The sequence below is a fragment of the Sphingopyxis sp. genome (assembly GCF_040216815.1).
Taxonomy (GTDB): Bacteria; Pseudomonadota; Alphaproteobacteria; order Sphingomonadales; family Sphingomonadaceae; genus Sphingopyxis.
Map to the genome: position 1 here is coordinate 37,867 of NZ_JAVJOJ010000004.1, position 26,616 is coordinate 64,482.

28 protein-coding genes are annotated in these 26,616 nt (G+C 65.3%); 15 read left to right on the forward strand and 13 right to left on the reverse strand.

Annotated features, from left to right (window positions below):
• Positions 1-108 precede the first annotated feature (108 nt).
• Entirely contained in the window at positions 109-855 is a 747-nt protein-coding gene (locus RIA72_RS03965) for a TorF family putative porin (RefSeq protein WP_350031074.1), read from the forward strand.
• Between the two features lie 109 nt (positions 856-964).
• On the opposite strand, the gene RIA72_RS03970 is transcribed toward RIA72_RS03965, so the two are convergent.
• The 4 genes from RIA72_RS03970 to RIA72_RS03985 all read right to left on the reverse strand — a co-directional run bounded on the left by RIA72_RS03970 (position 965) and on the right by RIA72_RS03985 (position 6,186).
• Positions 965-2,113, reverse strand: a complete 1,149-nt coding sequence (locus RIA72_RS03970) for an alpha-hydroxy acid oxidase (RefSeq protein ID WP_350031075.1) — start codon at positions 2,111-2,113, stop codon at positions 965-967.
• A gap of 95 nt (positions 2,114-2,208) precedes the next feature.
• Positions 2,209-3,477: an FAD-dependent oxidoreductase gene (locus RIA72_RS03975; RefSeq protein ID WP_350031076.1), complete on the reverse strand. Its 1,269-nt coding sequence runs from the start codon at positions 3,475-3,477 to the stop codon at positions 2,209-2,211.
• A complete protein-coding gene (locus RIA72_RS03980) occupies positions 3,467-5,296 on the reverse strand; it encodes an amidohydrolase (protein ID WP_350031077.1) in 1,830 nt (609 codons plus the stop codon). The genes RIA72_RS03975 and RIA72_RS03980 overlap by 11 nt, the downstream gene beginning before the upstream one ends.
• An 11-nt stretch (positions 5,297-5,307) precedes the next feature.
• Entirely contained in the window at positions 5,308-6,186 is an 879-nt protein-coding gene (locus RIA72_RS03985; protein ID WP_350031078.1) for an NAD(P)-dependent oxidoreductase, read from the reverse strand.
• Between the two features lie 57 nt (positions 6,187-6,243).
• Here RIA72_RS03985 and RIA72_RS03990 point away from each other — a divergent pair, with 57 nt between their 5' ends.
• The 5 genes from RIA72_RS03990 (at position 6,244) to RIA72_RS04010 (ending at position 9,552) form a co-directional block, all read left to right on the forward strand.
• Positions 6,244-7,494, forward strand: coding sequence for a threonine ammonia-lyase (locus RIA72_RS03990; protein ID WP_350031079.1), 1,251 nt, complete (start codon positions 6,244-6,246; stop codon positions 7,492-7,494).
• A 133-nt stretch (positions 7,495-7,627) separates the two neighbouring features.
• Positions 7,628-8,020 carry an acyl-CoA thioesterase gene (locus RIA72_RS03995; protein ID WP_350031080.1) on the forward strand — a complete coding sequence of 131 codons (393 nt, stop codon included), beginning with the start codon at positions 7,628-7,630 and terminating at the stop codon, positions 8,018-8,020.
• A gap of 101 nt (positions 8,021-8,121) precedes the next feature.
• Entirely contained in the window at positions 8,122-8,982 is an 861-nt protein-coding gene (locus RIA72_RS04000) for a homocysteine S-methyltransferase family protein (RefSeq protein WP_350031081.1), read from the forward strand.
• Positions 8,951-9,025 carry a homocysteine S-methyltransferase family protein gene (locus RIA72_RS04005; protein WP_350031678.1) on the forward strand — a complete coding sequence of 25 codons (75 nt, stop codon included), beginning with the start codon at positions 8,951-8,953 and terminating at the stop codon, positions 9,023-9,025. Before RIA72_RS04000 ends, RIA72_RS04005 begins: the two co-directional genes overlap by 32 nt.
• A 41-nt stretch (positions 9,026-9,066) precedes the next feature.
• Positions 9,067-9,552 carry a GNAT family N-acetyltransferase gene (locus RIA72_RS04010; protein ID WP_350031082.1) on the forward strand — a complete coding sequence of 162 codons (486 nt, stop codon included), beginning with the start codon at positions 9,067-9,069 and terminating at the stop codon, positions 9,550-9,552.
• A gap of 1 nt (position 9,553) precedes the next feature.
• Here the strand turns inward: RIA72_RS04010 and RIA72_RS04015 are convergent, their stop codons facing one another.
• From RIA72_RS04015 to RIA72_RS04030, 4 genes are all read right to left on the reverse strand, one after another.
• The gene (locus tag RIA72_RS04015; protein ID WP_350031083.1) at positions 9,554-10,027 is read right to left on the reverse strand and encodes a MarR family winged helix-turn-helix transcriptional regulator; all 474 of its coding nucleotides are present in this window, start codon (positions 10,025-10,027) and stop codon (positions 9,554-9,556) included.
• Positions 10,011-11,330, reverse strand: a complete 1,320-nt coding sequence (locus RIA72_RS04020; RefSeq protein WP_350031084.1) for a S41 family peptidase — start codon at positions 11,328-11,330, stop codon at positions 10,011-10,013. Before RIA72_RS04020 ends, RIA72_RS04015 begins: the two co-directional genes overlap by 17 nt.
• Positions 11,331-11,543: 213 nt before the next feature.
• Entirely contained in the window at positions 11,544-12,239 is a 696-nt protein-coding gene (locus tag RIA72_RS04025) for a class I SAM-dependent methyltransferase (RefSeq protein WP_350031085.1), read from the reverse strand.
• Positions 12,232-12,696: an RrF2 family transcriptional regulator gene (locus tag RIA72_RS04030; RefSeq protein WP_350031086.1), complete on the reverse strand. Its 465-nt coding sequence runs from the start codon at positions 12,694-12,696 to the stop codon at positions 12,232-12,234. Before RIA72_RS04030 ends, RIA72_RS04025 begins: the two co-directional genes overlap by 8 nt.
• A 251-nt stretch (positions 12,697-12,947) precedes the next feature.
• On the opposite strand from RIA72_RS04030, the gene RIA72_RS04035 reads away from it, so the two are divergent.
• Positions 12,948-13,466, forward strand: a complete 519-nt coding sequence (locus RIA72_RS04035) for a GNAT family N-acetyltransferase (RefSeq protein WP_350031087.1) — start codon at positions 12,948-12,950, stop codon at positions 13,464-13,466.
• Positions 13,467-13,502: 36 nt separating this feature from the next.
• Here the strand turns inward: RIA72_RS04035 and RIA72_RS04040 are convergent, their stop codons facing one another.
• The 4 genes from RIA72_RS04040 to RIA72_RS04055 are packed head-to-tail and all read right to left on the reverse strand — an operon-like array spanning position 13,503 to position 16,391.
• Complete coding sequence (locus RIA72_RS04040) at positions 13,503-14,252, reverse strand: esterase/lipase family protein (RefSeq protein ID WP_350031088.1); 750 nt, start codon at positions 14,250-14,252, stop codon at positions 13,503-13,505.
• A 10-nt stretch (positions 14,253-14,262) separates the two neighbouring features.
• Positions 14,263-15,438 carry a PQQ-dependent sugar dehydrogenase gene (locus RIA72_RS04045; RefSeq protein WP_350031089.1) on the reverse strand — a complete coding sequence of 392 codons (1,176 nt, stop codon included), beginning with the start codon at positions 15,436-15,438 and terminating at the stop codon, positions 14,263-14,265.
• Between the two features lie 60 nt (positions 15,439-15,498).
• Positions 15,499-16,134 (reverse strand): sigma-70 family RNA polymerase sigma factor, encoded by a 636-nt coding sequence (locus RIA72_RS04050; RefSeq protein ID WP_350031090.1) that lies wholly within the window; start codon positions 16,132-16,134, stop codon positions 15,499-15,501.
• Positions 16,134-16,391 (reverse strand): NepR family anti-sigma factor, encoded by a 258-nt coding sequence (locus tag RIA72_RS04055; RefSeq protein ID WP_350031091.1) that lies wholly within the window; start codon positions 16,389-16,391, stop codon positions 16,134-16,136. Before RIA72_RS04055 ends, RIA72_RS04050 begins: the two co-directional genes overlap by 1 nt.
• Positions 16,392-16,542: 151 nt before the next feature.
• Here RIA72_RS04055 and RIA72_RS04060 point away from each other — a divergent pair, with 151 nt between their 5' ends.
• Both RIA72_RS04060 and RIA72_RS04065 read left to right on the forward strand, forming a co-directional pair.
• Positions 16,543-16,968 carry a BLUF domain-containing protein gene (locus tag RIA72_RS04060; protein WP_350031092.1) on the forward strand — a complete coding sequence of 142 codons (426 nt, stop codon included), beginning with the start codon at positions 16,543-16,545 and terminating at the stop codon, positions 16,966-16,968.
• Between the two features lie 124 nt (positions 16,969-17,092).
• Positions 17,093-17,647, forward strand: coding sequence for a sigma-70 family RNA polymerase sigma factor (locus tag RIA72_RS04065; protein WP_502957933.1), 555 nt, complete (start codon positions 17,093-17,095; stop codon positions 17,645-17,647).
• 49 nt (positions 17,648-17,696) lie between these two features.
• Here RIA72_RS04065 and RIA72_RS04070 read toward each other — a convergent pair whose 3' ends face one another.
• Positions 17,697-18,491 carry a response regulator gene (locus RIA72_RS04070; RefSeq protein ID WP_350031093.1) on the reverse strand — a complete coding sequence of 265 codons (795 nt, stop codon included), beginning with the start codon at positions 18,489-18,491 and terminating at the stop codon, positions 17,697-17,699.
• A 282-nt stretch (positions 18,492-18,773) separates the two neighbouring features.
• On the opposite strand from RIA72_RS04070, the gene RIA72_RS04075 reads away from it, so the two are divergent.
• The 6 genes from RIA72_RS04075 to RIA72_RS04100 all read left to right on the forward strand — a co-directional run bounded on the left by RIA72_RS04075 (position 18,774) and on the right by RIA72_RS04100 (position 26,513).
• Entirely contained in the window at positions 18,774-20,219 is a 1,446-nt protein-coding gene (locus RIA72_RS04075) for a sensor histidine kinase (RefSeq protein ID WP_350031094.1), read from the forward strand.
• Positions 20,220-20,269: 50 nt separating this feature from the next.
• Positions 20,270-21,520, forward strand: a complete 1,251-nt coding sequence (locus RIA72_RS04080) for a putative DNA modification/repair radical SAM protein (RefSeq protein WP_350031095.1) — start codon at positions 20,270-20,272, stop codon at positions 21,518-21,520.
• 8 nt (positions 21,521-21,528) lie between these two features.
• Positions 21,529-22,944, forward strand: coding sequence for a UdgX family uracil-DNA binding protein (locus RIA72_RS04085; RefSeq protein WP_350031096.1), 1,416 nt, complete (start codon positions 21,529-21,531; stop codon positions 22,942-22,944).
• Positions 22,944-23,957, forward strand: coding sequence for a ligase-associated DNA damage response exonuclease (locus RIA72_RS04090; protein WP_350031097.1), 1,014 nt, complete (start codon positions 22,944-22,946; stop codon positions 23,955-23,957). The genes RIA72_RS04085 and RIA72_RS04090 overlap by 1 nt, the downstream gene beginning before the upstream one ends.
• The gene (locus RIA72_RS04095; RefSeq protein ID WP_350031098.1) at positions 23,954-25,660 is read left to right on the forward strand and encodes a cisplatin damage response ATP-dependent DNA ligase; all 1,707 of its coding nucleotides are present in this window, start codon (positions 23,954-23,956) and stop codon (positions 25,658-25,660) included. Before RIA72_RS04090 ends, RIA72_RS04095 begins: the two co-directional genes overlap by 4 nt.
• 238 nt (positions 25,661-25,898) lie before the next feature.
• Positions 25,899-26,513: a superoxide dismutase gene (locus RIA72_RS04100; protein WP_350031099.1), complete on the forward strand. Its 615-nt coding sequence runs from the start codon at positions 25,899-25,901 to the stop codon at positions 26,511-26,513.
• The last annotated feature ends 103 nt before the right edge of the window (positions 26,514-26,616 follow it).

Sequence of the window (26,616 nt, forward strand, 5' to 3'; positions counted from 1 at the left end):
CAGCAATATCGGCAATTTCGAACCGTTCGTCGTCACGGGCCCGGATAAAGAGGTGTGGACACGCACGGCAGGTTGGGACGATCCGTTGAATCATAAGGGGGATCACCCATGAAGTTTCTTACCAAAGCGTGTTTCGGCATGCTGCTCGCCGCGTCGGCCCTGTCGACGCCCGCCTTCGCTCAGGAAGACGCCAGCGGCCCGGTCTCGCTTTCGGGCGGTATCTCGGTCGTGTCGGACTATCGTTTCCGCGGCATTTCGCTGTCGAACGAAAAGGTCGCGCTGCAATCGACGCTGACGGCCAGCCACGAAAGCGGCCTTTATGCCGGCGTCTGGGGCTCGACGCTGCCCGACAGCCCGGTCTACGGCAAATATGAGCTCGACCTTTACGCCGGTTTTGCGACCGAAATCGCGCCGGGCACGTCGGTCGATCTCGGCGCGACCTATTATGTCTACCCGGGCAACCGCGACTGGGCGGGGCCCAGCGATTATGTCGAAATCATCGGCAAGCTGTCGCACGACATCGGCCCGGTGTCGGCAACCGGTATGGTGGCCTATGCGCCCGATCAGAAATCGCTTGGCAGCGACGACAATATCTATCTGAACCTCGGCCTCGGCTATGGCATTCCCAACACGCCGGTCACGCTGGCCGCGGGGCTCGGCTATACCGACGGCTCGCTTGGCGCGGCTTCGGCCGACGGCAATTATCTCGACTGGTCGCTGGGTGCTTCCTTTGCCGCCGGGCCGGCGACGCTGTCGGTACAATATATCGACACCGACATTAAAAAGACGGGCATCGGTGCCGTCGATACACTGTACGATCCAACCGTGGTCTTTACGCTGGGCGTTTCTTTCTGATCGCCTGACGGGTCAGCGACCACGCGCGAAGGGGGCGGCTTCGGGGGAGGCCGTCCCCTTTTTCGTGCGCGTTCGTATTGGAAGCCTTGGGTTCGCCCGATCTTCGGCCTCAACGCCAGCGCAGATTTCCGCGCGACAGTTCGCCGAGGGTTTTTGCCCCCATCAGTTTCATCCCGCGCTCCATCTCGGCGCGGAGCAGGGCGATCGCACGCGCGACGCCATCCTCACCCGCCGCGGCGAGCGCGTAGAGGTAGAGGCGCCCGCCCGAACAGGCTTTTGCGCCCACCGACAGCGCCTTCAGGACATGTGTGCCGCGCGTGATGCCGCCGTCGCAGATCACCTCGATCCGGTCGCCGACCGCGTCGACAATCTCGGCGAGCGCATCGAAGGGGGCGATGCTGCCATCCAATTGCCGCCCGCCGTGGTTCGACACCATGATCGCGGTCGCGCCGATGTCGACAGCGCGCTTCGCATCCTCGACCGCGGCGATTCCCTTCAGGCAAAAGGGACCGTCCCATTGCTTGCGGATCGCCTCGGCGCGTTTCCAGTCAAGGTTCTGGTCAAGCATCGTCGTGAAATAGTCGGCGACCGATTTGGGAACGCTCGATCCTTCGGACACATGCGTCGCGAGGTTCGGTAGGCTGAATTTTTCGCGAAGGACGTAATTCAGTCCCCAGCCGGGCTTGATCGCGTAGCTCAGCATGTTCGACGCGGTGAAGCGCGGCGGCGAGGTGAAGCCCGAGCGGAGGCAGCGTTCGCGGTTGCCGCCGACGATGGTATCCACCGTGAGCGCCACGGCGTCGAACTTCGCCTCGCGCGCGGCGTCGAGCATCGCCTTGTTCAGCCCTTCGTCATGGTGGACATAGAGCTGGAAAAGTTTGGGGCCATCGGTCAGCGCGCCCGCTTCGGCAAGGCTGACGGTGGCGAGGCTCGATATACCCGCCACCGTGCCCGCATTGGCGGCGGCGCGCAGCACCGCGCGCTCGCCCTGCCAGTGGAAAAGCCGCTGAAGCGCGGTCGGCGAGAGGAAGAGCGGCATCGCGATCTCGCGCCCGAACAGCGTCGTTTTCATATCGACGCTTGCAACTCCCGCGAGCACGCGGGGGACGAGGTCGCAGCTGTCGAACGCCTCACGGTTGCGGCGGCGCGTCACCTCGTCGTCGGCGGCGCCGTCGATATAGTCGAATACCGGCCAGGGCAGGCGCCGTTTCGCGAGCGCACGGAAATCGTCGATATTGTGGCAATCGGTGAGTTTCATTCTGGCCCCATATTTCCTGTCATTGCGAGCGCAGCGAAGCAATCCAGAGCGGATTACGCAACACTGGATTGCTTCGCTGCGCTCGCAATGACGAACTAAAAGACGGTCCGCCCTGCCACCGTGCCCTTGCTCGCAAAGCTGAAGCGCGGTTCGACCGCCAGATTCTTGTCGAGAATATGCGCCGCGACGCGCTTGCCGACCGCAGGGCCGTTCTTGAAGCCGTGCCCCGATCCGGCGCCGACGAGCCATACGCGCTCCTGCCCCGGAAAACGGTCGATCAGATAGTCGCCGTTCGCGCTATTTTCATATTGGCAGACGCGCGCGCCGATCAGCGGGGCGCCGGCGAGCCCCGGAAAGCGCCGCGCGACATAGGCGCGCGCGGCGGCGATTCCCGCGGGTGTCGGTTCGCGCTCCATCGTGTCGGGATCGATCGCGGGGCCGTGCGTGTCGAACGCGATCTTGAACCCCGCGCCTTCGAGGTCGGGAATGCCGTAAACGATGCGACCGTTGTTGAAGTCGGCCCAGACGGGAAGCTCGGGCGGGGCAAAGCGCGTATCGCCCTGCGGAGCGCCAAAATGATAGACCTCCTGCCGCGTCGCGACGATCCGGCCCATCAACTGCTGCGGGAAAAGTTCGGCGAGCCATGGCCCCGCGGCATAGACGAGATGGTCGGCAGTGCCGCCGTCGGGCAGCGTGTGGCGCCTGGTCCGTTTCGAGAAGAGCGGGGCGGGCATGACGACGCGCTCGACTTCGATTCGCGCGTCGGCGATCACCTCCTGCACCCCCCGCGCCGCGATCAGCGCGCCCGCTTCGGTTTCGAGGATGCCGGCTTCGCCCTGATAAAATTGAATCTGACGATATTGATCCTGGAGCCAGCGGACATCGCCATGTTCGTGCCCGACGCGGTTCGCCTGGAGCCAGGCAAGCGACTGCGCGGTATAGGGATCGCCCTCGGGCGCGAACCACAGCACGCCTGTGTTGTAAAAAATCGGCGTGCTGGCCGTCTCCGAAAGATCCTTCCAATATGCGAGCGAGTCGCGCGCCATTTCCGAATAGATGGTGTCGGCGCCATAACCCATGCGAATGACGCGGCTGGCCCCGCCGGAGGAGGACCGGGCATTGCCCGCGCCATAGGCGTCGAAGAGCCGGACCGACTTGCCCGCGCGGGTGAGGTGCCACGCGGTCCACGCACCGAACACGCCGGCGCCGATGATCGCGACGTCGACATGCTGGACCTGGGGCCGCGCGGGTTTGCGCTTTTTGGATCGGCGTTCCTGACGCTCGGCCGCCGCCGCGGCGGTCGCGACCGGCAGCGCGGCGATTCCGGCGAGAAGCGCGCGGCGAGAGGGCGTGTCACCGGCCAAGGGGGGCGCCCTCCTTCCGCTTGTAATAGCGATAGCCGCCGATCCAGGTTTCGAGCGGAGTCATGCGGCGAATATCGTCGGGACTGGCAAGCAGCGGGTCGGTATCGACAATCAGAAAATCGGCGCGCATTCCCGGCACCAGCGTGCCGATACGATCCTCGGCAAAAGCGGCGTAGGCGGCGGTGCGCGTGAAGCCGTCGATCGCGGTTTCGCGGCTCACCGCTTCCTCGGGGCGCCAGCCGCCAAAGGGCTCGCCCTTTGCATCGGTGCGCGCGATGGCGGCGGCAAGACCGACGAAGGGATTGGCGCTCTCGACCGGCACGTCGGAGCCGAAGGCGAGGCGGACGCCCGCATTCTGAAGGCTGCGCCACGCATAGGCGCCCTTCAGGCGGTCGGGGCCGAGGCGCGCTTCGGCCATCGTCCGGTCGCTCGTCTGGTGGACCGGCTGCATCGACGCGACGACGTTCAGGCTGGCAAAGCGCGCCATGTCGGCGGGGTCGATCACCTGCGCATGTTCGATGCGCCAGCGGCGCTCGCCGGGGAGGTCGGTCGTGAGGTCGGCGATGGCCGAAAGCGCTTCGGCATTGGCGGCGTCGCCAATCGCGTGGATCGCGACCTGGAACTTGTCCATCGACGCGCGCACCATCTTGTTTCGCAGCTGCGCGGGGGTAAGCAGCGGTAGGCCCTTTTGACCCGGCGCGTCGGCGTAGGGCGCTTTCAGCCACGCACCGCGCGATCCCAGCGCGCCGTCGAGATAGAGCTTCACCCCCACCATGCGGAGCCGGTCGTCATAGAGCCACGGCGTCGGTTCGGGCCCCCCGATCATGGCCATATTGTCGATATCGCCGCCATAGGAGAGGATACGCACCGCGAGCTGTTTCTTGTCGCCGGCGCGGCGATAGGCCTGCCACTCCTCGATCGTCGTGCCCATGTCGGCGATCGCCGTGATCCCCTGTTCGAGCAGCTTTTGCTGCGCGAGGAGAAAGGCGCGGTCGAGGTCGCGCGCGAGCGGTTTGGGCTTGGCGCCGTCGATGAGGCGCATCGCCGCATCGACGAAGACGCCGCTCGGTTTGCCGCCCGCCATCTCGATCCGCCCGCCTTCGGGCGACCGGCTCGCGGCCGTGACCTTGGCCGCCGCCATCGCCGCGCTGTTCGCCCAGCCCGCATGGCCGTCGACGCGCTCCAGCCAGACGGGTCGGTTCGGCACCGCGGCGTCGAGGTCGGCAGCGTTCGGGAAACGGCCGAGCCCCCATTTTTCCTGGTTCCAGCCGCGCCCGATGATCCACGGCATTTCGGGATTTTCGGCGGCATATTGGCGGATCGCCGCCTGCGCCTCGGCCAGGCTGTTCGTGTCCGACAGGTCGAGCAGCATCAACGAAAAGCCGAGGCCCATGACATGGCCGTGCGCGTCGATCAGGCCGGGGATCAGCGTTTTGCCCTTGCCATCCTCTTTGAAATCGGGGCGTTCGGGGCGCTTGTCCTTGCGGTCGAGCAGTTCCTTGACCTTGCCGTCCTTGTTGATGACCAGCCCGGTAAAGCGGACGAGCTTGCCCTCCTTGTCGAGCGTGATGCCGTTGACATTGTCGATCAGCGTGTCGGCGTGCGCGGGGGCGGCGAGGAGGAGGGCGATGAGAGCGGCCGATAATCCCCTCCCGCAAGCGGGTGGTGCAGCGCGACTTGTTTTGCTGAAGCGGAAAAAGCTGTGTGCTCCCGCGAAGGCGGGAGCCGATCTCGTGACGGCGCCATTTTGAACCGACCGGAGATGGGTCCCCGCCTTCGCGGGGATGCACCTGTTCTTTTCCGTTTGTGAAAGCAGCATTGCGATGCCCCTCACTTCGGCAGTCTCGTCACGAGTGAGCTGGTATCCCTGCGCCCACCGCCCGCCTTTTGCACATCGGCGTAGAATTGGTCGACAAGGCTGGCGACGGGCAGCGTCGCGCCGTTGACGCGCGCTTCGTCGATCGCCAGGCCCAGGTCCTTGCGCATCCAGTCGACGGCAAAGCCGAAATCGAACTCGTCCTTCGCCATCGTGCCCCAGCGATTGAGCATCTGCCAGCTCGCCGCGGCGCCGCCCGACACGGCCTCGAACACCTTGTCGGTGTCGAGCTTCGATGCCTGCGCGAAGCGTAGCGCTTCGGACAGGCCCTGAATTACCCCGGCAATTGCAATCTGGTTGACCATTTTGGTCGTCTGTCCGGCGCCGGGACCACCGATATGCACCATGCGCGCGGCATAGGCCTGCATCACCGGCGCGGCGGCGTCGAACGCGGCCGTGCTGCCGCCGCACATGATCGAGAGCGTGCCGTTCTGCGCGCCCGCCTCGCCGCCAGAAACCGGCGCGTCGAGGCAGAGGAGGCCGCGCGCCTCGGCTTCGACCGAAAGCTGGCGCGCGATGCGTGCGGAGACGGTGGTGTGGTCGACGAAAAGCGCGCCGCTGCGCATCGCGCCGAACGCGCCGTCGCGGCCCAATGCCACCTGCGCCAGATCGTCGTCGTTGCCGACGCAGCTGAGCACGACATCGGCGTCGCGAGCGGCCTCGGCGGGGGTCGCTGCCGCGGTGCCGCCATATTGTGCCACCCAGGCGTCGGCCTTGGCGCGGGTGCGGTTGTAGACGGTGAGGTCGTGTCCCGCTTTCGCGAGATGCCCCGCCATCGGCCCGCCCATGACGCCGGTGCCGATGAAGCCGATGCGCAATTTCTGTTCGTTCATACCGGGTCCATAGCATTGTTTGCTTCGCGCGCCAGATGGGCTAGGGCGCTTGCCGTTATGACCGATCAACTCACCCTGACATCCGCCGCCGATCTTCCGGCGATCACATTGGACGATGTGCGCGCGGCGGCGGGGCGAATTAACGGCGCGGTGGTGCGAACCCCCACGCTGAAGTCGCAGACCCTGTCCGAGCTGGTCGGCGCCGAGGTGTGGCTGAAGTTCGAGAATCTGCAATTTACGGCGGCCTATAAGGAACGCGGCGCATTGAATGCGCTGCTGCTGCTCGACGATGAGGCCAAAGCGCGCGGCGCCATCGCGGCGTCGGCGGGCAATCACGCGCAGGGCCTTGCCTACCACGGCAAACGGCTTGGCGTCCCGGTGACGATCGTGATGCCCAAGACGACGCCGCAGGTGAAGGTGTCGCAGACCGCGAGCCATGGCGCGACGATCGTGCTGCACGGCGAGACGTTCGACGACGCCTATGCCCACGCGAGGCTGCTGGAGGTCGAACGCGGGCTGACCTTCGTGCATCCCTTCGACCATCCGCATGTTGCGGCGGGGCAGGGCACGGTCGCGCTCGAAATGCTCGAGGATGTGCCGGAGCTTGACACGCTGATCGTGCCGATCGGCGGCGGCGGGCTCCTCGCCGGCATGGGGACCGCGGCGCGCGGGATCAAGAACGACATGCGCCTCGTCGGCGTGCAGGCCGAGCTTTATCCGTCGATGTACGCCGAACTCAACGGCGTCGACATGGCGTGCGAAGGCGATACGCTCGCCGAAGGGATCGCGGTGAAGGCGCCCGGCGCATATACGCGCAAGATCGTGGCGGAACTCAACGACGACATCGTGCTCGTCGCCGAACGGCATCTGGAACGCGCTGTCAGCCTGCTCCTCCAGATCGAGAAAACGGTCGTGGAGGGGGCGGGCGCCGCCGGGCTCGCCGCGATGCTCGCGCATCCCGAAGAGTTCGCGGGGCGCAAGGTGGGCCTGGTGCTTACCGGCGGCAATATCGACACGCGCCTGCTCGCCAATGTGCTGCTGCGCGACCTTGCGCGCTCGGGCCGCATCGCGCGGCTGCGCGTCCGGTTGCAGGATCGGCCGGGCGCGCTGTTCAAGGTGATGAAGCTGTTCGACGAGAAACAGGTCAACATCATCGAAATCTATCACCAGCGCATCTTCACGACCTTGCCGGCCAAGGGCCTGATCACCGACATCGAATGCGAGGCGCGCGACCGCGAGCATCTCGACAGCCTCGTCGCCTCGCTGCGCGACGCGGGCTATATGGTGACGACGGTGGAGCTGGCCTAGACTTTACGGGTCGTCATTGCGAGGAGCGTAGCGACGCGGCAATCCAGCGTGGCGTAAACCCGCGCTGAACTGCTTCGCTCAGCTCGCAATGACGAGGCTTTTTGTCGTGCCGTGCCGAGGCTAAACAACGTCGATGAAATCCTTCACCCTCCAACTCACCGCCACGCCCGACAGCATCGACGAGCTTGGCCATGTGAACAATGCCGTCTGGGTCCAGTGGATTCAGCAGGTTGCGACCGGGCACTGGGACGCGGCGGCGCCGCAGAGCCACAAGGACGCCTATATCTGGGTCGTCGTGCGGCACGAAATCGACTATCTGCGCGCGCTTGGTCCCGGCGAGACGGTAACGGCGCGCACCTGGGTCGCCGACAAGCCGCAGGGGGCCAAGTTCGACCGCTTCATGGAATTTACGGGTGACGACGGCAAGGTCCACGTTCGCGCGCGGACAGTGTGGGCGCTGCTCGACAAGGCCAGCGGGCGCCCACTGCGCGTGACGGCGGATGTGGTCGCGCCGTTTCTGGGATAGCGGCGGGCTGACAGCTCCGATGGACAGCCTGCCGCTTCACCGGTAATATCGCCGCAAATAGGTGACGGGGGCGACGTATCGCGAACTCTTCCTTGCCGCAGATGGACCGGTTTTTTCTGACCGATGCCGGGCTCGAAACCGATATATTGTTCAACAAGGGCATAGATTTGCCTTTGTTTTCGTCGGTGACGCTCTTCACGTCGGACGAACGCCTCGATGTGCTCAAGGCCTATTATCGCGACTTTCTGGAGCTTGCGCGGCGCACCGGCGCCGGTTTGGTGCTCGAAAGCGCGACCTGGCGCGCGAGTCCCGACTGGGCCGGGCCGCTGGAGTTGTCGGTGGCCGAACTCGACGCGCTCAATCGCGCGGCGATCGACCTGTTGAGGGGACTGCGCGCGGAATATGCCGATGTGCCGACGGTGATCAGCGGCTGTATAGGCCCGCGGGGGGATGGTTACGATCCGGGCAGGATCATGTCGGTCGACGAGGCGCAGGCCTATCACGCCCATCAGGCGGGCGTGCTGGCGGCGGCGGGGGTCGAGATGCTGGCCGCGATCACAATGACCAATATTCCCGAAGCGGTGGGGATCGCGAACGCGGCGAAGGCGCTGGCGCTGCCGGTCGCGATCAGCTTCACGGTCGAGACCGATGGTCGACTGCCCACGGGCGATGCCCTTGGCGAGGCAATCGGGGCCGTTGACGCGGCGACGGGGGTTTATCCCGCCTATTATATGATCAACTGCGCACACCCCACGCATTTCGACGGCGTGCTCGATGCGGATGCGCCGTGGACCGCACGGATCGGCGGGGTGCGCGCGAACGCCTCGTGCCTTAGTCATGCCGAACTCGATGCGATGACCGAGCTTGATGTCGGTGATCCTGCCGACCTTGCGGCTCGACATCGCGCATTGATCGAGCGTTTCCCCCCAGATCCGCGTCGTCGGCGGCTGCTGCGGGACTGACCTGCGCCATGTCGCGGCGATCGCCGAGGCGTGCTTGGCCTAGTGCGGGTTGCCGGAGCCGGAGCAACGGCATAGGCAAGTTCGATGCTGATCCGACCTGCCGTATCCGCCGATGCCGCCGCAATCTGGGCGATCCTTGAACCCGTGATCCGCGCGGGCGAAACCTATGCGCTCGACCGCGCGATGCCGAAGGCGGCGGCGCTCGCCTATTGGTTCGGGGCGGACAAAGAGGTGTTCGTCGCGACCGATGAGAGCGGCGCGATCCTTGGCACCTATTATCTGCGCGCCAATCAGGCGGGCGGCGGCGCACATGTGTGCAATGCGGGCTATATGACGGGCGCGGCGGCGACCGGACGCGGCGTTGCCCGCGCGATGTGTCAGCATTCGATAGACCATGCCAAGGCGCGGGGTTTTCGGGCCATGCAATTCAACTTCGTCGTCAGCACCAATGTCCGCGCGATCGGCCTGTGGCAATCACTGGGGTTCGAGGTCGTCGGCCGGCTGCCGGGCGCCTTCGCGCATCCGGCCGAGGGTTTCGCCGATGCGCTGGTGATGTTTCGCACGCTTTGATTCAAAGGCGGTCGCGGAGCGGTCTTGTGGCGAGTGCGTCGAGCGTCCGCAGGATAGCGCCATGGACGTCGCCCGCCTCGGCAGCGAGTTGGCGATAGGCGGCGCCGATCTTTGAGCGATAGGCGGTGATGCGGGCGAGTTGATCGCGCCCCTCGGCCGTCAGCCGGAACATTTTGCGCCGGGCGTCGGCGGGGTCGGCGTGCTGGGTGACGAGGCCGAGGCGAAGCAGCGCCGGGCATTTCTGAACGACGAGCTGATGCGACTGACCGAGCGCACGGGCAAGCTCGGCGGCAGAGGCTTCGCCCGCCTCGCCGAGCTCGGTGAGCAGCGAGCAGGAACGCACCGGCACGGTGATGCCGGCGTCGTCGAACAGGTCGCGCGTCTGTTCCTCGATCCGGTTGCTCAACGCCTCGCTCAGCCTGCCGAGGAAGGAGATGTCGTCGAGTTCGGAAGCAAGCTTAGGGGAGGTGGGCATAGCTTTGGGTCGTTCCATCGCGGTTGATGCGTTCGAGTGCGACAACCTTGCCGCCTTTGCGCAGGATGCGGAAGCGGAAGTCGCGCACCCCTTCGATCGCAAGCAGGTCGGCGCCGAGCGGTTGGAGCGCCAGACGGAGGCGTTCGCGCCATGTATAGAAGAGCCTGCCCTCGACAAGGTCGATGCGGCGTCCTTCGTAGCGACCGGTCATCGCCCGGAGCGCGGCGGCGGACAGCCGCGGACGCGGTGCGAGCAGCGGAGCGAACCAGTCGGCGGCGGCGCGTTTCGCAGGGTCTGCCTTTGCAAGATCGGCGAGCGCGAGGCTGTGTGCGAAGGCGAGCGCGTCGGCCGAGGCGACCGGGTGGTCGGGGACGACGCCTTGCCCTTCGAAATCGCCGTGGTCGACGGGGTCGCGGATCTGGCCCATCGGAACCTGCACAAAGAAGTCGCTACCGATGGGCTTACGGTCAACCGGATGCGCGCCGCCCGCGGTGCGTTCGCCGATGAGCGTCGCGCGGCCGAGCTTCTTCAGCGTATAGGCGAACCATTCGGCGGCGGAGAAGCTGGTCGAGCCGGTGAGGACATAGACCGGTTTTCCGGTCAGCCGTTTCGCGGGGAGAGCGGGAAGCACCCATTGGCCGCGCTCGACGCGGCGGCCATCGAGATTATAATAATAATCGAACAATTCCTGATCCTTGTCGGCCGGGAAGAGCTGGCTCAGCAGCAGCTGCGCCATTTCCAGATGGCCGCCATTATTGTAGCGCAGATCATAGATCACGGCGTCGCCATTCTCGATGAAGCGCATTGCCGCCGCTGCGGCGTCGTAGCCGAGTTCGGGGTCGGCGAAATGCGTGAGATCGACATAGGCGATATTGCCGTCCAGATAGCGCAGGCCCGCAAAGCCGAAATTCTGCCGGGCCTCGTCGCGGCGCTCTTCTTCGCGGCGCGCGGCGGCGCGGGCGGGGTCCTGCCGCGCCGCATAGTCGGCAACCCATTCGGGATCGACCCCGACCGCGAAATGCAGATCGTTGCTCGCGGCGATCAGATCGTCGGTCAATTCACGCGCGAGCGCGCGCCGGTCGGACACCGTGTCATAATCTCCCTTATCGAGGTGCTGGCGTAGCGCCGCTGTGATGGTCTTCGCCTTGGCGGGAAAGACATAATTTGCCTCAAGCGTCGCCCCCAACTGTTCGACCACGGCTTGCTTTTCGGCGGCGGTGAGCGGAGCGTCCTGCGCCGTCGCGGCGGTCGCGAACGAAATCACTGCGGCCGCCAGAATGGCTGCCCATGGCCTGATGTTCATCTGTCTTTTGCCTCGATCATTTATACAATATATTACGCAATATATTGTATAAATGATCGAGGCAAGTCTTCCGTTGCGCGACGAGGCGAGGAAGCGAGAGCTAACATTTCCATGATCGTCGCGAGGGCGGGCCGGTTGCGGCCTAATTCAGCGGCGCTGCATAAACCGACAGCGGCCCCCGCCTTCGCGGGGGCGACGGCTAGTTATCTGCCGTCACGCATAGCCAACCCAGCCGCGCCAGGTGAAGGCGGCATAAAATTGTTCGACTCCGGTGAAGCCCGCGGCGCGCAGTACTGCTTCGTCGGCTTCGGGGCTGAGCATCGCGACATGAGTGGCGACCGCTTCGCGGCCTTTGGCGACCTGATCGGGATCGCCGCCCGAGGCGATGGCATAGGATGCGTAGCGGTTCAGCCAGCGGTCGCGTTCGCCAGGCCCTTGCGGGAAACTGCCGTGCGCGGCGACGAAGGGCGCGCCGGGTTTGAGGCGTTTCCGCAGTTCGGCGGCGGTGCGGATGCGCTCTTCGGTGTCGAGGAAATGGAGCGTGAGCAGGCAGGTCGCGCCGTCGAACGGCCCCTCCGGCGCATCGTCGATCATGCCTTCGATCAGCCGGGCGCGGTGTGCGTTCGGACCCATCACCCTGGCCGCGAGGTCGAGCATCGGGCCGGCAGGATCGATGCCGGTGAAGCACCAGCCTGAATGAGCCTCGGCCATCGCCTTCATCTCGCTGCCGCCGCCGGCACCCAGGACGAGGATATGTGCGTCGGCGGGCACGCGTTCGGCAAGCAGCAGCCCGGTCATGCGGTGGAGACCGTCGAGGCCGGGAACGAAGCGGCGCGGCCCTTCGGTATAGTGCGCGACCGCCGCGGGGTCCTGGAAGCTGTCGAGGAAATGCTGCGCGCCTTCAGCCATGGATATGCTCCTGCGTCGTGGGGGAGAGGGAACGCGCGGCCATGCGCGCGTGGAAATCGGCGGCGAGTGCGGCGAGCGTCACTTCGCCGAAGCGCGCGAGCAGCAGCGCCTCGGCGTCCTGAAAGCTGGTGTCGAGCGCAGCGTTGACCGCCTGTTCGACGAGGCAGCCGGGTGCCTCGGTGCGGTTGCCCATCGCCATCAGGCTGGGCCGCCCGATCGCGTCATAGACATCGCGCATCGTGATGTCGGCGAGGGGCTTCGCGATCGTCCAGCCGCCGCCATGACCCTTTTCGCTGTGGACGAAACCCTTGTCGCGCAGCCCGGCGAGAATGCGGCGGATCACGACCGCGTGCGTCTGCATCGCCTTCGCCAGCTGCTCGGAGGTCAGCGGCCTGCCCGCTTCGGCCATGTGGAGCAGGACGTGGAGCACGCCCGAGAGTCGGCTGTCGCGTTTCATGTAACTTTAAATAGTGCGTAATATGCGATCGTCAAGACCCGGGATTGACCGCGGATAGGCGAGCGGCTAGCCACACCCACGATGACCAACGACCGATCCACCCGATTCACGGCGTATTGGCGCTCCTTTACATAGGAGCGGCATGGCATCACCTGTGACCATCGCCGCCGTGTCCGGAAGGCGAATGGTTGTCATCACATCACCAAACCCAAAATCCGGTCGCGGCGCGCGTTTTGAGAAGAAGACGCGACATGACCGATACTTTGCTTGCCCTGTCGACCGACCATTGCCGCATCACACCGCTGCTTGCGGACGATGCGCGCGCGCTCGCCGCGATCACCGACGAAACGGTGACGTCCCGCGTTCATTTCCTGCCCGCGCCCTTCACCGAAGCCGACGCCCGCGCGTTGATCGCGGGGTCGGGCGGCGGCGATGTCTTTCACGCCGTCCGCGACGCCAGCGGCGTCGACCTATATGGCGTGATCGGGGTGCATCGCCGGGCGGGCGGCGAATATGAAATCGGCTATTGGTTCGCGGCGCGCGTACGCGGCCAGGGCATCGCGACCGAGTCGGTGCGCGCGGTGGTCGCGGCGCTCGCGGCATCGCGGCCCGGCACACGGATCGTTGCCGAATGCCATCCCGATAATGAGCCCTCGCGCGCGCTGCTGCGGCGGGCCGGCTTTGTCTCGACCGGGCGGCCGGGCAAGCGACCGGGGCGGATTCTGATGGAATGGCGCGCTGCGCCCGCCTGGCGCATCGACGTGTGCTGAATATCATGCCTCCCTGTCGCGATGCGATGGGGTGGATCATTCGGCTTGCGATACCTCTTCGGTCAGCGCTTTGACGATCGCGGCGACCGAGGTAGCGGCATAGGCAAAGCCCATATGGCCGCAATCTACCTCGACCTGTCGGTCGCTTTCGTGGGGCAGACCGCGTGCGCTGTTCACCGCGACCACGCCGTCATGCTTCGACCATAGCGCAAAGGTCGGCATTTCCGGGCGCGGCGCGGGGTGAAAGTCGATCGGCGGATTGTCGACCGGGTGACGCGCGATCAGGTGATAGAGCCGCCACGCGCGGTTGGCGCGGCGGCTGCCCGAAAAGGGCGAGCCCAAAGTGACGACCCGCGCGACCTTGCCCGGATGATGCTTAGCATATTCGCGCGCATAGATGCCGCCGAGCGACCATCCCACCAGCGCGGGGGCATAGCCGGTACGGTCGATGATCCACTGCACACGCGTGTCGATCCGTTCGATGATGTCGGGGGTCGCGCCGCGGTTGAAACCCAGCCCCCAGGCGTAACAGCGAAAGCCCGCGCGGCGCAGGTCGGCGCGCAGCCCCTTCGTCGCCCAGTCGCCCGACAGGAAACCGGGGAGCACCATCACCGGCGGATGCGCGCTGTCGGGATTGGGTTCGGGGGGCAGGGGGCGGATGCGCCCGCCGATTGCGCGCGCCAGCGACCCGATCTCGCGCCACAGCAGGTTCAGCGGCGGCGGCGCGTCGGGATCGGGAATGCGCGCCGGCCATTCGGCGCGGCGGGTAAGGAAACCGCGAAACATGCGGCGGCCTTTAGCGTTTGGGGACGAGCTTAACCAGCCTGCCGTCCTCGCCATCGGTGAGCAGCCAGACGGTGCCGTCATCGCGCACCTCGACCTCGCGGATACGCTTTCCGAAATCCCAGCGATCTGCCTTGTGGAGCGTCTGTCCGTCGATGATCATGCGGATGAGTCCCTCGCCCGACAGCGCCCCCATCAGCAGGCTGTTTTTCCAGCCGGGGTAAAGGTCGCCGCTATAGAATGCGAGACCGGCGGGGGAGACGGCGGGGTTCCACCACAGCTTCGGCGCCGCAAATTCGGGGCGCGTGGGGTGGTCGGGGATGTCGCGGCCATCATAATGATCGCCGTTCGACACGATCGGGTAGCCATAGTTCGCCTTGGCTTCGACCAGATTGACCTCGTCGCCGTGGCGCGGTCCCATCTCCTGATTCCAGAGCTGCCCCGCGCCGTCGAAGGCGAGGCCGAGGATATTGCGGTGGCCCAGCGACCAGATTTGCGCGGTGGCGCCGCCCTGATCGGCGAAAGGATTGTCCGCGGGAACGCTGCCGTCGGGATAGAGACGGAGGATCTTGCCGAGATTGCCTGTCATGTCCTGGGCCGGGTCGAACTTCTGCCGCTCGCCCGATCCGATGAAAAGATACCGGCCGTCGGGGGAGAAGGCGAGGCGGTGCGAATAATGGCCGCGTCCCGTAACCTTGGGATGCTGTTTCCAGATCACCTCCAGCCCCTCGATCCGCGGCGCGGCGCCCGGAACCAGCTTTGCGCGCCCCGCGACCGCGCCATAGGTGCCGCCGCTGCCGACCTCGACCCAGCTCAGGTAGATCATGCCCGACGCGGCGAAATCGGGCGCGACGATCACATCGCCGAAGCCGCCCTGGCCGCCATAGGCAACCGCGGGAACGCCCGCGACATCCAGCGTCGGGCCATCGTCCTGCCAAAGCTTGAGCCTGCCTGCCTTTTCGGTGATCAGCGCGGCGCGCATGCCGGGGAGAAAGGTCATCGCCCAGGGTTCGTTAAACGCGGCAACCTCTTCCACCGTGAAGGGCGCGTCCGCGAGGGCGGCGGCGGGATGTTCGCCCGAAGCATCGAAGGCGGCGGTGTCGGCCGAGGCCGCCTCGGTCGTCGTCGGCGCCGAGCAGGCGGCGACCGCAAGCGCGGCAACAAGGGCGAAGGGTGGAAAGTTTTTCATCGGAAATGCTCGCTTGGCTGGGGAAGACCGGCTGTTTCTGAAGCGCCTCCGGCGGAAAGTCTAGCGGTTCGCCGCCTCGCGCCGCGCGGTGATTTCCTCGACGCTATCCATGATGGCATCGACCGCTTCGCTTGCGGGGGGCGCATCGGCGCGCTTTTGTGAAAACTGGCCGCGGCGCATGATCTCCTCGAGCGCAGCGCGCGCGCGGGACACGCGGCTTTTCATCGTACCGAGCGCGCAATCGCAGATGCTTGCCGCTTCCTCGTACGACATGCCGCCCGCGCCGACGAGGATCAATGCTTCGCGCTGGTCCTGCGGCAATTCCATGAGCCCGCGTTGCAGGTCGGCCATCTCGCCGCTGTTTTCCTGGCTCGCGGGTGTAGAAATGGTGCGTTCGACCGCGGTTTCGTCATATTCGCCGACAAATTTGTTGCGCCGCATCTGCGACAGAAAGGTGTTGCGGAGAATCACGAAGGTCCACGCCTTGATCGACGTTCCGCGCTCGAACCGGTCGCGCGATGCCCACGCCTTGACCATCGTATCCTGCGTCAGATCGTCGGCGAGGTCGGGGTTGCCCGACAGGCTGCGGCCATAGGCCCGCAGATGCGGGATGACACCGGCTAGCAAGGCCTTGAATTCGCTGTCCGAAAGCGTTGCGGCCTTGGGCTGCGAAGCAGCGGCGGAGGGGGCGGGCATCAGGATTTCGGGCTTTTTTGATCGAGCTTTGACAACAAATCGAGCATTCGGTCGGGCAATTGTTCGGCGACGATATTGCCATAGATCATTCGCAGTTTCGCGCTGACCGGCTCGGGCGCCTGCCGACCGGTCAGCGTGCGATGCCATTCGTCGCCCTGCGTTCCGGGAAAGCCCCCTTGCGCACGGCGCGGAGCATCGGCGCCGGGGGGCGGCGGAGGGCCGCTGCCGTTCGTTCCTTTGTTCCCTTGCGTAGCCATGCGTCAGCAACGAGGAAAAGCGCCGCGGGTTCCCCGCTTCGTTGCATTTTGCGATGAATGCGTTGCCAAGAAGTCACACCGGCCCTAATCAGGCGCATGTGAGGGGTCACATTATGGCGGCCATTGCGCCGAACGACTGGAGCGTGACCACTTGCTTTCCGTAATCTATGTCAGCGTCGCCGACCCGCTGCTTTCGTCGGCGGACATCGACGCCATATTGGTGACGGCGCGCCGCAACAATGCGCGCGACGCACTGACCGGAGCGCTCATCTATAACGGGCATAATTTCATGCAGCTGCTCGAAGGGCCGGCCGATCGTGTCGACGCTTGCCTGGCGGCGATCCGCGCGGATGAGCGGCACAGCGGGATGATCGAAATCCGGCGCCGCGCGATCGAGCAACGCGATTTCGCCGATTGGACGATGCTGTATGAGCCCGGCCTTCGGGGGCATGAGGCGGAGTTTGCGCGATTGGCGGCCGACGGCCGGCTCGATCCCGAGTTCGAGCATATGCTGGGCAATTTCGTCGCTCTCGGTCGTCGGTCGCCGCCTCCGGGCGGGCAGGCAGGCTTGCAATGACGGGGGAGTGCGTTAAGCCGGTCATGCGCCGGCGACGATCTGCGCGCCAGACAAAGGCCTTGTTATCAGCACAATAACCCCCCAACCACTCGACGACGCCAGCTTCAAGCGCGAACTCGCGGCGATGCTGCCGCACCTGCGCGCCTTCGGGCGCAGTTTGACGGGCAATGCGGATCTGGCGGACGATCTGGTGCAGGAAACGATGCTGAAGGCGTGGAAGGCGCGCGCGCAATATATACCCGGCCCCGCGAGCATGAAGAGCTGGGCCTTTGTCATTCTGCGCAACTGTTTCCTGTCGCAGATGCGGCGCAAGAAATTCACGGCCGAATATGACGAGCTGGCCGCCGAGCGCCTGCTCGTTGCGCCCGACGATCAGGACGACAGCCTGCATCTTGCGGACGTCCAGCGCGCGCTGTTGATGCTGCCCGTCGACCAGCGCGAGGCGCTGATCCTGATCGGTGCGGGGCAGCTAAGCTATGAGGAAGGCGCGGCGATCTGTGGCTGCGCGGTCGGCACGATGAAAAGCCGCGTGTCGCGCGGCCGTGCGGCGTTGCAGACGATCCTGGAAAGCGGCGATATGCCGCTGCGGAGCAGCGATGCGCTGCCCTCGAATGAGGCCTTTCGCACGATCATGGACAATGTCGACCAGCTGACGGGCGGCACGAACGCCCCCGATTGAGCGCCGGTTCTGATCGGCGCTGGCCGCCGGAGCCGAATGTTGATCGGGTCTAAGCCGCGAGCTGGGGCGTAAAAAGCAGGCTCTGGCTGATCGCGGCGCGCACCGTATTTTCGCGAAACGGTTTGGAGATCAGGAAGGTCGGCTCGACCCGGCCCCCCGTCAGCAGCCGTTCGGGATAGGCGGTGATGAAGATCGCGGGCACCGGTGCGCGCGCCAATATATCCTGAACCGCGTCGATCCCCGATGATCCGTCGGCGAGCTGGATGTCGGCCAGCACCAGCCCGGCGTCGGTATGCTCGAACGCCGCGACGGCATCCTCGTGCGTCGTCGCAATCCCGGCGACATCGTGGCCGAGGTCGCGGACGATCTGTTCGAGTTCCATCGCGATCAGCGGCTCATCCTCGATGATCAAGACCGATGTGCGCGATTCGCGGTCGAGGTCGGTGACGGCGTCGGCCAGCAGCGTTTCGACCGTCGCGGCGTCGGTACCGGTGATCTGCGACGCTTCCTCGACCGAAAAGCCTTCGAGCGCGGTGAGCAACAGGATCTGACGGCCGAGCGGCGTGATCCGGATCAGGCGCCGGTGCGCGGCGCGGACGAGTGGATCTTCACCATCGTCGTCACCTTCGCCGTCGTCCAGATAGGCGCTTTCCCAGATGCGGTGGAAACCCCGGTAGAGGTCGATGCGCGTGCCGTCGCCGCTGCGGAATTCGTCGGGCGCGGCGACAATCGCTTCCAGCAGGACGTGGACGAAATTGTCGCCATGCTGCTGGCTCCCCGTCAGCGCGCGCGCGTAGCGGCGCAAATAGGGAAGATGTCCGCGAATCTCGTCACCCAATGTCATCAAAAGCCTCCCTCTCGAACAAGCGATACGCCTGTGCGCGGCGTGGGTTCCGTGCGGGTCGCTGCAACCTGTCGCATGTTGGTGCGTAGAGTCAGCCGGGATGCGTTGCGGCCACAGGGTAAGACGGCGGAATCGTGTCGTTTTGCGCTCTGATCGAAAGTTTGTTTTTTTAGGACCCGGTTCATGGCAGAGCGGCCCCCAGGGAAATCAGGCGATGCAGCGCGGGCAGTATCGGAAAAGGGTGGGGGACGGGCGTTGCCGCAAGCGGAAGATGATCGGATCGTGCGCGAACGCCGGCGGCTCGAAACGCTGCGCGAATATCGCCTGCTCGACACGAGCCCGGAGCCCGCGTTCGACCGGGTTACGAAGCTGGTGGCGGACCTGTTCGACGCGCCGATCGCCCTTATCTCGCTTGTCGACGAATGCCGCCAGTGGTTCAAGTCGGCGCACGGGCTCGACGTTGCCGAAACGCATCGCGACATCAGTTTCTGCAAATATGTCGTTGATGACGAAACGCCGCTTCTGATCACCGATGCGTCGATCGATCCTCGTTTTCGCGACAACCCGCTCGTCACGGGCGAGCCCTATATCCGCTTTTATGCGGGCGTGCCGCTGCGCGCCTATAATGGAGAAATTCTGGGGACCCTCTGCCTGATCGACCGCAAGACGCGACCGGTACTCAGCTTTCGCGAGGTCGAGCGGCTTCAGGATTTTGCCGCGCTGGTGATGGCGGAGGCCGATCTGCGCCGCACCGTGACCGAACGCGACGAAGTGAAACGCACGCTGGAACGTGCGCTCGACTTTTCGGGAATCGCCACCTGGCGTTACGACGCCCGCACAGGCGCGATCCAATGGCATGGCGCCGTCACCGAATTGTGGGGCGCCGATTACGAAACCGCGCTCGCCCATATCGACGGCTTCTTCGAGCGCCTTCACCCCGACGATCGCGATGCGGTGCGCGGCGTGCTGGGCGAATCGGTGGCCCAGGGCGCGCATTATGCGACCGAATATCGCATCCAGCATCCCGAACGGGGGGTACGGTGGATTGCGGTGCACGCCGATTGGGACGTCCAGGCCGACGATGCGATTCTGACCGGCGTGAGTATCGACATCACCGAACAGAAAAGCCGACAGGAAAATGCCAATCTGCTGATGCGCGAACTGCACCACCGGATGCGGAACCTGTTCGCGACGGTCGGCGCGATCATCTCGCTCACCCGTCATGCAGCGCGCGATGTCGACGATTATGTCGAACGGATCAGCAGCCGGCTCGATGCACTCAACCGCGCGCAGAACGTCCTGCTCGGTGCCAATTTCATGACGGGGTCGATGCACGCGTTGCTACGCGAGGTCGAGGCGAGCTTTCCGCGAATCCGCTGGTCGGGGCCCGACCTGTTGCTCCCCGAAAATGCGCTTGTTGCGATGGCGCTGCTGTTCAACGAACTCGCGACCAATGCCGCCAAGCATGGCGCGCTGTCGGGTCAGCGCGGCGAGGTCGAGGTGCGCTGGACGCAGGATGACGAAGGCGCCGCCGACCGCCGCTTTCGCCTCACCTGGGCCGAGAGCGGCGCCGATCGCGAGATCGCGCCGCCCGAGCAAACGAGCTTTGGCACCTTGCTGATGGAGCGGAGCGTCAAAAATAATCTCGGCGGCACGATCGCGCGGCGCTGGGAGCCCGACGGCCTGATCGTCGACATCACGCTTCCGGCACGGTGGCGCGAGGCCTGACGGCGCTGAACGGCTTTGTTCTTTTTATGTTCCCATGCTAGATGGGTGGCATGAGCGCAAAACCGATCCTCCAGAAGCTGGCCATATTGGCCGATGCGGCCAAATATGACGCCTCGTGCGCATCATCGGGGACGGTGATGCGCGACGCGACGGGCACGAAAGGTATCGGATCGACCGAGGGCATGGGCATCTGTCACAGCTATGCGCCCGACGGGCGCTGCATCTCGCTGCTCAAGATATTGCTCACCAACTTCTGCATTTACGATTGCCGCTTTTGCATCAATCGCGCGTCGAGCAATGTCGAGCGCGCGCGCTTCGACCCGCAGGAGGTCGCGGCGCTGACGCTCGATTTCTACAAGCGCAATTATATCGAGGGGCTGTTCCTGTCGTCGGGCATCATCCGTTCCGAGGACTATACGATGGAGCAGCTGGTCGAGGTCGCGCGGATATTGCGCGAGGAGCATCGCTTTCAGGGCTATATCCATCTCAAGATCATTGCCGGAGCCGATCCGGGGCTTGTTGCGCTGGCAGGACTTTATGCCGACCGCCTTTCGACGAATGTGGAGCTGCCGACAGAAGAAGGGCTTTCCAGTTTCGCGCCGGAGAAGAAGCCCGCGACGATCCGCAAGACGATGGCGTCGGTGCGCACGCGCGAGGCCGATGTGTCCGACGCGGCCAAGAGCCGGCTGATCGGCAAGGCAAAGCCCCCGCGTTTTGCCCCGGCGGGGCAGTCGACGCAGATGATCGTCGGGGCCGATGGCGCGCGCGACGATGACATCCTCAAAACCGCGACGAACCTTTATTCGGGCTATCACCTCCGGCGCGTCTATTATTCGGCGTACAGCCCGATCCCCGACGCGAGCCGCGACCTGCCGCCGGTGCGCCCGCCGCTGATGCGCGAGCATCGTTTGTATCAGGCCGACTGGCTGCTGCGCTTCTATGGCTTCGAGCGCGCCGAAATTATGGAGGGGGCGAGCGGTGGGATGCTCGACCTCGCGATCGATCCGAAACTAGCCTGGGCGTTGCAGCGGCGCGACATTTTTCCCCTCGACATCAACCGCGCCCCGCGCGAATTGCTGCTTCGGGTGCCGGGGCTGGGGACGCGCGCGGTTGATCGCATCGTCGCGGCGCGGCGGTGGGGGAAGCTCAGGCTCGGCGATCTCGCCAAGCTGACGGCTTCGGTGAAAAAACTTTTGCCCTTCATCGTCACGCCCGACTGGCGGCCGGGGAAGCTCACCGACAGCGCCGATCTTCGCGCGCGTTTTGCGCCGCCTGCCGAGCAACTGGCGCTCGCGCTGTGAGGGAGGTCGTGCTGAGCGTGCCCGGCGATTTTGCCGAGTGGCGGAATGCGGCGCGCGGGTTGCTCGCCGGCGGTATCTCGCCCGAGGAAGTGAGCTGGTGCGACGGCGAGGAGGGCGCGTCGCTGTTCGGCGATGCACTCGCGGCTCCCCCTGCCGAGCGGTTGAGCCTCCCGCGCCAGCTGATCGAGATTGCCGAGCGGGTGATTTGCCATCGCGATGCCGGGGTGCCGGCGCGGCTATACCGGATCATGTGGCGCGCGCTCGATGACCGGCATCTGCTGGCGCGGACAACTGACGCGGATGTCGATTGGCTGCACAAGGCCGACAAGGCGATTCGGCGCGACGTCCACAAGATGCATGCCTTCGTGCGCTTCCGGCGGCTGGGCGAAGCGAATGGCCGCGAAAGCTTCGCGGCGTGGTTCGAACCCTCGCACCGCATTTTGCGGCTCACCGCGCCCTTTTTCCAGCGGCGCTTTTTCGGCATGGACTGGGCGATCCTGACCCCCGACGCGCGCGCGATCTGGCGCGCGGAGACGCTTACCTACGGCCCCGGCGGGACGCGGGACGAGGTACCCCAAAGCGACCTCGTCGAGGATCAATGGCGCACCTATTATGGCGCGATCTTCAACCCCGCGCGGGTCAAGGTCGCCGCGATGCGCGCCGAAATGCCGAAGAAATATTGGAAGAACCTGCCCGAGGCGCGGGATATTGCGCCGCTGCTTGCCGAAGCCGGGGCGCGGGTGGAACGGATGCGCGAAACGGCCGTTTCGCTTGCAAACCCCCTGACCGACAAATGGCGGACGCGCGTGCCCGAAGAGCTGGCCCTCGATGACGATGTGAAAACGCTGGGCGATTTGGCGAAAGCGGTCGATCGCTGCACGCGCTGTCCGCTCTATTGCCATGCGACGCAGGGCGTGGCGGGCGAAGGGCCGGCGGCGGCGCGGATCATGCTGGTCGGCGAGCAGCCGGGCGACCGGGAGGATATTGAGGGGCGACCCTTCGTCGGTCCCGCGGGGCAGGTGCTGAACGAAGCGCTGGCGGAGGCAGGGCTTGACCGCGCGCGGCTGTTCCTCACCAATGCGGTCAAGCATTTCAAATTCGAACCGCGCGGGAAGCGCCGGTTGCACCAGAATCCGACAACCGGCGAGATCGACATTTGCCGCTGGTGGCTCGACAAGGAGCGCGCGCTCGTCCGGCCCGACCTGATCGTCACGCTTGGTGCGAGTGCGCTGCGCGGGGTAACGGGCAAAAGCGCGAGCATCAAGTCGATGCGCGGCGCGATGCACGAGCTTGAAGGGGGAACGAAGCTGATCGCGACGATCCACCCGTCCTACCTGCTGCGTATGCCCGATCCCGTGCGAGCCGCAGAGGAACGCGAAGCTTTTGTTGCCGACCTGGCGCGGGCGCGGAAACACGCCGCCTGATGGCGAAGGCGAAAACCTGGATCGAGCCGCATTCGAGCGGCATTTATGTGAAGCCCGCCGACCTGTGGATCGATCCGTCGCGACCGGTGGAGCGCGCGGTCGTGACGCACGGCCACGCCGACCATGCGCGCAGCGACCATGGCGCGGTGTTCGCGACGGCGGAAACGCTGGCGATCATGGCGCTGCGCTATGGCGTCGACGCCGAAGCGAGCCACAATCGGGCGTTTGCGTACGGCGATGGCTTTGAACGCGGCGGGGTGCGTTTCAGCTTCCATCCCGCGGGGCATGTGCTCGGCAGCGCGCAGATATTGATGGACCATGCGGGCGAGCGCATCGTTGTGACGGGCGATTACAAACGCCGCGCCGACCCGACCTGCGCGCCGTTCGAGGTCGTGCCATGCGATATTTTCGTCACCGAGGCGACCTTTGGTCTGCCGGTTTTCCGCCACCCGCCGACGCGGGACGAAATCGCCAAGCTGATCGCCGCGGTGCGCGCCGAGCCTGACCGGTCGGTGCTCGTCGGCGCCTATGCGCTCGGCAAGGCGCAGCGCGTGATTGCCGAATTGCGCGCCGCCGGGTGGAACGCGCCGATCTTCATTCACGGCGCGCTCGAACGCATGTGTTCGCTTTATGCTGAACGTGGCGTCGGCCTGGGCGAACTGCGGCTGGTCGGCGAAAGCGACAAGGCCGAAATGGCGGGGCAGATCGTCCTCGCGCCGCCCTCGGCGCTGAACGATCGCTGGTCGCGGCGGCTGCCCGATCCGGTGACGGCCATGGCGTCAGGCTGGATGCGCGTGCGGCAGCGGGCCCGGCAGCGGATGGTCGAACTGCCGCTCGTCATTTCGGATCATGCCGATTGGGATGAACTCACCGCGACAATCGCCGAGGTGAACCCGCAAGAGACGTGGATCACGCACGGCAGCGAGGATGGCCTCCTTCGCTGGTGCGAACTCACCCAGCGCAAGGCGCGCGCGCTGCACCTTGTCGGCCGCGATCTGGAGGCCGAGGCGTGAAGCGCTTTGCGGCCCTGATCGACCGGCTGATCTACACGCGTTCGCGCAATACGAAGCTCGCGCTGATCGTCGATTATCTGAAGCGCACCCCCGATCCCGACCGCGGCTGGGCGATCGCGGCGCTGACCGAGAGTCTCGATTTTCCGGCGGTGAAGGCGGGAATGGTGCGCGCGTTGTTGGCCACGCGGGTCGACGAGGAATTGTTCCGCCTTTCACGGCATTTCGTGGGCGATACGGCGGAAACGGCGGCGCTGCTGTGGCCTGAAAAGCCTCTCTCCTTCAGGAGTGCCGGGTCGTCCGGTCCCCCGGACCGGACTGAAACTGCCGGGGGCAGTTCCACCCGGCACTGGGTTGGGGTGGGGTCCCGCGAGGTAGCCCCAGCTTTCGAAACCCCACCCCCGACCCCTCCCCTGAAGGGGAGGGGCTTAAGCGTGTCGGGAGCCGTTGACGCCCTTTCATCCGCAACCCGAGCCACCGCCCCCGATCTCCTTGCCGATCTGCTCGACCGGCTCGACGTCGACGGGCGGTACGCGCTGCTCAAGCTCGCCTTGGGGGGCATGCGCGTCGGCGTGTCGGCGCGGCTTGCGAAACAGGCGTTCGCACAGGCATTCGGTGTGCCCGTCGACGATGTCGAGGAGCTGTGGCACGCCATCCCGCCGCCCTATGCGCCCCTCTTTGCGTGGGGCGAGGGGCGCGCCGGACGCCCCGACCTGGCCGATGTCGCTTTTTTCCGTCCCTTCATGCTCGCGCATCCGTTAGAGCAGGAAAGCCTCGACCTTTCCGACTATGCCGCCGAGTGGAAATGGGACGGGATCCGCGTCCAGATCGTCCGCGGAGGCTGCGAGACGCGCATCTATAGCCGCGGCGGCGAGGAGATCGGCGCGGCGTTTCCCGAACTCGTCGCGGCGTTCGACCAGGATGCGGTTATCGACGGCGAGCTGCTGGTGCGCGGCGAGGCACAGGGTGGGGAGGCCGCCAGTTTCAACGCGCTGCAACAGCGGCTGGGGCGCAAGACCGTCTCGAAAAAGATGCTCGCCGACTATCCGGCGTTCGTGCGCGTTTATGACCTGCTTGCGGTCGACGGCGACGACCTGCGCGGCCTGCCATGGAGCGAACGGCGGCGACAGTTGGAAGCGTTCGTCCCGCGGCTCGCCGACAGCCATTTCGACCTGTCGCAGCTGATCGACGCGCGCGACTGGAGCGACCTTGCCGCCCGCCGCGCCGGCGCGCGCGATGCCGCGATCGAGGGGGTGATGCTGAAGCGCCGCGATGCGCTTTATGTGGCAGGCCGCCGCGCAGGGCTCTGGTATAAATGGAAGCGCGATCCGCTCACCGCCGATTGCGTGATGATGTATGCACAGCGCGGCAATGGCCGCCGCGCGAGCTTTTATTCGGACTATAGCTTCGGCTGCTGGAGCGAGGCGGGGGAATTGCTCCCCGTCGGCAAGGCCTATTCGGGCTTCACCGACGAAGAGCTGAAATGGCTCGACAAGTTCGTGCGCGACAACACGGTGGGTCGCTTCGGCCCGGTGCGCGAAGTCGAAAAGACGCTCGTGCTCGAAGTCGCGTTCGATTCGATCCACGCCTCGAAGCGCCACAAGTCGGGCCTCGCGATGCGTTTTCCGCGCATTTCGCGCATCCGCCGCGACAAGCCGGCTGAAGAGGCCGACCGGATCGAAACCTTGCGAGGGATGGTCACCTAACCTCAAACCCGCCTTCGCGGGGTACACCTACCTCATAGCGTAATCGGGTTAGACTGAACCCCGCCTTCCCTGTCTCGTCATCCCGGCCTTCGCCGGGATGACGATTCAGTCGAAAACGATCACCCTATAAGCTGCGATCCGGAAAAGCCGCGATCGGGGAAATTTTTCCCCGTCACGGGGTTGCAACCGGCAGGCGGGATACCGAGTTAGTCCCCCGAACACCAAAAAGGAGACTGCCATGACGATCGCCCATCCTCCCCTGCCGTACGCCCAGGACGCGCTGGCACCGCATATCTCGGCCGACACACTGGCGACGCACCATGGCAAGCATCACAAGGCCTATGTCGACAAGGTCAACGCCGCGATCGAGGGCACGGACCTTGCGGACAAGAGCCTGGAAGAAATCGTCCACCATGCCGAAGGCGCGGGCAACAAGGGCTTGTTCAACAATGCGGCGCAGTCGTGGAACCACGCCTTTTACTGGGAAAGCCTGAGCCCGACGAAGACCGCGCCTGCGGGCGACCTGGCCGCCGCGATCGATCGCGATTTCGGATCGCTCGATGATCTGAAGAAAAAGCTCAAGGAAACCGCCGTCAACCATTTCGCGTCGGGCTGGGCGTGGCTGGTTGCAAAGGACGGCAAGCTGTCGGTCACCGACACGCACGACGCGGGCACCGAACTGACCGCGGGGATCAAGCCCTTGCTCGTCATCGATGTGTGGGAACATGCCTATTATATCGACCGCAAGAATCTGCGCCCGGCCTATGTCGACGCCGTGGTCGACGAACTGCTGAACTGGGATTTCGCGGCGGAAAATCTGGCGCGCGACGGCGCCTGGACCTATCCGGCGTAATATCGCCATTGCAGATGATCGTGTGTCCCCGCGGAGGCGGGGACCCATCTCCGGCCGGTTCGAAATGGCGCCGATCGGTTGATGGACCCCCGCCTTCGCGGGG

Excerpts from the sequence above, each read along its gene's own strand:
- RIA72_RS03965 (WP_350031074.1), top strand. The coding sequence starts at position 109 with ATGAAGTTTCTTACCAAAGCGTGTTTCGGCATGCTGCTCGCCGCGTCG.
- RIA72_RS03970 (WP_350031075.1), bottom strand. The coding sequence starts at position 2,113 with ATGAAACTCACCGATTGCCACAATATCGACGATTTCCGTGCGCTCGCG.
- RIA72_RS03980 (WP_350031077.1), bottom strand. The coding sequence starts at position 5,296 with ATGCTGCTTTCACAAACGGAAAAGAACAGGTGCATCCCCGCGAAGGCG.
- RIA72_RS03985 (WP_350031078.1), bottom strand. The coding sequence starts at position 6,186 with ATGAACGAACAGAAATTGCGCATCGGCTTCATCGGCACCGGCGTCATG.
- RIA72_RS03990 (WP_350031079.1), top strand. The coding sequence starts at position 6,244 with ATGACCGATCAACTCACCCTGACATCCGCCGCCGATCTTCCGGCGATC.
- RIA72_RS03995 (WP_350031080.1), top strand. The coding sequence starts at position 7,628 with ATGAAATCCTTCACCCTCCAACTCACCGCCACGCCCGACAGCATCGAC.
- RIA72_RS04000 (WP_350031081.1), top strand. The coding sequence starts at position 8,122 with ATGGACCGGTTTTTTCTGACCGATGCCGGGCTCGAAACCGATATATTG.
- RIA72_RS04010 (WP_350031082.1), top strand. The coding sequence starts at position 9,067 with ATGCTGATCCGACCTGCCGTATCCGCCGATGCCGCCGCAATCTGGGCG.
- RIA72_RS04015 (WP_350031083.1), bottom strand. The coding sequence starts at position 10,027 with ATGCCCACCTCCCCTAAGCTTGCTTCCGAACTCGACGACATCTCCTTC.
- RIA72_RS04020 (WP_350031084.1), bottom strand. The coding sequence starts at position 11,330 with ATGAACATCAGGCCATGGGCAGCCATTCTGGCGGCCGCAGTGATTTCG.
- RIA72_RS04025 (WP_350031085.1), bottom strand. The coding sequence starts at position 12,239 with ATGGCTGAAGGCGCGCAGCATTTCCTCGACAGCTTCCAGGACCCCGCG.
- RIA72_RS04030 (WP_350031086.1), bottom strand. The coding sequence starts at position 12,696 with ATGAAACGCGACAGCCGACTCTCGGGCGTGCTCCACGTCCTGCTCCAC.
- RIA72_RS04035 (WP_350031087.1), top strand. The coding sequence starts at position 12,948 with ATGACCGATACTTTGCTTGCCCTGTCGACCGACCATTGCCGCATCACA.
- RIA72_RS04040 (WP_350031088.1), bottom strand. The coding sequence starts at position 14,252 with ATGTTTCGCGGTTTCCTTACCCGCCGCGCCGAATGGCCGGCGCGCATT.
- RIA72_RS04045 (WP_350031089.1), bottom strand. The coding sequence starts at position 15,438 with ATGAAAAACTTTCCACCCTTCGCCCTTGTTGCCGCGCTTGCGGTCGCC.
- RIA72_RS04050 (WP_350031090.1), bottom strand. The coding sequence starts at position 16,134 with ATGCCCGCCCCCTCCGCCGCTGCTTCGCAGCCCAAGGCCGCAACGCTT.
- RIA72_RS04055 (WP_350031091.1), bottom strand. The coding sequence starts at position 16,391 with ATGGCTACGCAAGGGAACAAAGGAACGAACGGCAGCGGCCCTCCGCCG.
- RIA72_RS04065 (WP_502957933.1), top strand. The coding sequence starts at position 17,093 with ATGCTGCCGCACCTGCGCGCCTTCGGGCGCAGTTTGACGGGCAATGCG.
- RIA72_RS04070 (WP_350031093.1), bottom strand. The coding sequence starts at position 18,491 with ATGACATTGGGTGACGAGATTCGCGGACATCTTCCCTATTTGCGCCGC.
- RIA72_RS04080 (WP_350031095.1), top strand. The coding sequence starts at position 20,270 with ATGAGCGCAAAACCGATCCTCCAGAAGCTGGCCATATTGGCCGATGCG.
- RIA72_RS04090 (WP_350031097.1), top strand. The coding sequence starts at position 22,944 with ATGGCGAAGGCGAAAACCTGGATCGAGCCGCATTCGAGCGGCATTTAT.
- RIA72_RS04100 (WP_350031099.1), top strand. The coding sequence starts at position 25,899 with ATGACGATCGCCCATCCTCCCCTGCCGTACGCCCAGGACGCGCTGGCA.